General features: G+C 49.5%; 3 protein-coding genes. 1 reads left to right on the forward strand and 2 read right to left on the reverse strand.

Annotated features, from left to right (window positions below; all coding sequences use genetic code 11):
• Window positions 1-1409, reverse strand: a 1409-nt coding sequence (locus HOK28_10525) for a phosphodiester glycosidase family protein (GenBank protein MBT6433518.1), incomplete at its 3' end; no start/stop codon positions are given.
• Window positions 1397-2068 (reverse strand): hypothetical protein, encoded by a 672-nt coding sequence (locus tag HOK28_10530; GenBank protein MBT6433519.1) that lies wholly within the window; start codon window positions 2066-2068, stop codon window positions 1397-1399. The genes HOK28_10525 and HOK28_10530, both read right to left, overlap by 13 nt.
• Before the next feature lie 195 nt (window positions 2069-2263).
• On the opposite strand from HOK28_10530, the gene HOK28_10535 reads away from it, so the two are divergent.
• Window positions 2264-2688 (forward strand): hypothetical protein (locus HOK28_10535; GenBank protein ID MBT6433520.1); only part of this gene is annotated, 425 nt, incomplete at its 3' end.

Raw genomic sequence — 2688 nt, forward strand, 5'->3', positions numbered from 1 at the left:
CCATCTAGATTCATTGCTCTATGGCAACCCAGTGCTTTCATCCACTCGGCTGTTTGTTTGAGGGTCATCCCAGGTGCTTGATGAAAGTTACGCCCGTCGATGGCCGCGAAAAAAAGAACTCCGGCCTCATTAAGCCCTGCTGCCATTCGTGGCAGGAGGTTTTGATCAAACGTTTCGTCTTGTGAAAAGGTGACCGGCGGTGCCGATTCTTGAAAGTCCTCGACTTCTCGGTTGATACAAATTGCTCCTTGCTCGAGTAGTAAAGGGCCGCCAGCCATCGCCGTATGAAGTGGGTCGTGGTCAAAGCTTTCGTAGCCGAGCCATTGAATCGGTGTGCCGGGTTCTGGAGCATCGATACCGGTTAGGCTCACAATCAGTCCTGCAAGTGGGATCTCAAGTTCACCTTTTGACACACTGACCACGGTATTGCCGACTATGGCCACATTGGTGGGGCCTGCAGGAGCAACCCGTCCAAAAGCCCTATTGAAGCTTCGTACATTGGCGTCTGATATTCTATTATGAGATTCTACCTTGAGTATGGGTCCATGCTCCCAGCGAAACCTTAATCCTTGAGGGCCGACCCGGCTGATGCTTGTGGCGCCAGACTGTGTCTGCATGAGTGTCGCGCGACAAAGTACCGGCGGGTTATAAATCGTTCCTTGATCCATGAGAAAGCTTACGGGATCGGTGCGAATGCTGGGTGGTTGAATGTCCGGCTCGGAATACAAAAAGAAACCACCCGACACGGCAGCCAGAGCATTTTGAGCGGCGGCAAAATCTTCAAGAGATAGGCCCGATGCGTGGGTTCGGCAATCGACGGCCCGAATACGAGACTGGGTGAGCTTGAGAACATTTACATGGATAGGCCCAAATTGAGTCAGGCCTTCGACCTTCTTCCAAGATGCTCCGTTTCCGAGATCTTGCCACGGTGTTTGGTCGATGAGAGTTTGATAATTTTGCACAAGCGATGGATCTTCAGGGCGGTGGTAGATGATGGCAGCCTGAGTATAGTAAAAGTCGACAACGGCTCGAACCCTAAGTGCTCTTGGCCCAGGCGCGTTTAGGATTTGGTGGGTGCGAATAATTAAGCCCGTTTTAAGGAGAACCGCTTCTTGAAACATCGCGGCTTGCTTCTCCAGTAATTCAATGACTGATTGGAACCGTCTCGAGAAGAGCTGTGCTTGGTCTTTGTCTATTTCCCCATCCAGAGTTGCAACAATTCGACCTGGAAGTAGATCGAGCTGCGTGGCGCAGTTCTCTTGGAGTTGCTGGAAGTTGGGCGCGCTGGGTTCCTGGGTTGCAGATGAGCCAAACGCCCTAAGAACTTGAATACACACATCGGAAAGCTGCTCCTCGTGAGCATGCCGCTTACACAGTTCTATCCAATGGTTTTGCTCTAAGGTGTCCACGCCATGGCCTCTTGGATAAATGAGAGAGATTCAAGCAGCTGGCCTGGACCTCCCAGCACAAATGCGAGTATCGCAATATAGGATATAATGTTAGCGGCCGGTAGAAAAAGAAAAGAATATAGGTAACCCACCTCTTTGATATCGGTTTGTCCTAAGTGGGTCTCATGCCAGGTAGAGGTTAGGTGGTAGGCTACAGACACACCAAGAGCCAGGTTGAGCCACGGTGTTTCAGCGGTTCCTACGATACTCAGAATTCCCATTATTAAAAAGCTAAGAGTGGGGAAGAAGTAGGGGGCAATGGTAATCAACCAGTTGCCGCCGCCGGTGTAGCGAATGTGCCCTCCCGAGAGGTAGCTCGTTTTCAGCTCAGTAATTTTATGGAAGGTGATGACTGCGAAAAGTCCGTGGGTGAGCTCGTGCTCGAGGGTACTTAACCAAGACCCCATAAAATATCGCTTAAAGAGAACAAACCACGCGGCAAAGTATCCCAGGAAACCATAGATAAAAGGGGCCACCTGGTCCGACTCAAGCTCGCTTTTTTCAAGCAGCTCTAACATCTCTAAAATAGAGTCGGGTAGGAGATAAATCATGAGGAAAGCGAGAGGCCACTTCACGAGCCCTAGGAAAAAATTAAGTAGTTTTCTAACTATCTTTGTCATTCGCTGCTCTGATTCCTCTTGTCGTCTTCGAGGCAGGTTGTTTGGACTCTTTATATACCTGAGTAAATCACTGCGCCATGGCTCCCTCGGTTCATCTAAACGTATATCCCTGGGTGCTGGCAACAACGCGTTGGAACATGCTAGGTTTACACGGTAATCTTATCGAGTATTCTAAGAAGAGGTTGTTCTATGGTGGTGAGCTTCAAGTTGTATTTACGGGGCGTGATTCTAACCGGTGCGGTTTTCCTTCTGGTGGGTTGCGTTTCGGCTGGATCCGCGGAGGTAAGCACGAGCAGTCAACAACTTACGCCTTGCGAGTTTCTTCCTCAGGTCAATCTAACCGTGTCCGATATCCAGCTTCGAGTTGAGCGTGTTTATTATGACCATTCCACGGGTTCAGATGTGGTAATGGTGATGAAGCGTTTGATGGAAGTTAAAGATTCTTTGGCACTGGTGGCAGACAACGATTCTACCGAGGTTGATTTCAAGGAACTGGTGGGACACCTAGAGACCTGTAAAACAGCGGTGGAGAGTGTTTGTTCCACGCAGCTCAAAGTTAAAAATAGGCAGAACAAGCTTCTCAAAGAGTTTGGCTATTTAATGTCGGACATTACGCAGAG

The sequence above is a fragment of the Deltaproteobacteria bacterium genome, assembly GCA_018668695.1.
In the GTDB taxonomy this organism is placed as follows: domain Bacteria; phylum Myxococcota; class XYA12-FULL-58-9; order XYA12-FULL-58-9; family JABJBS01; genus JABJBS01.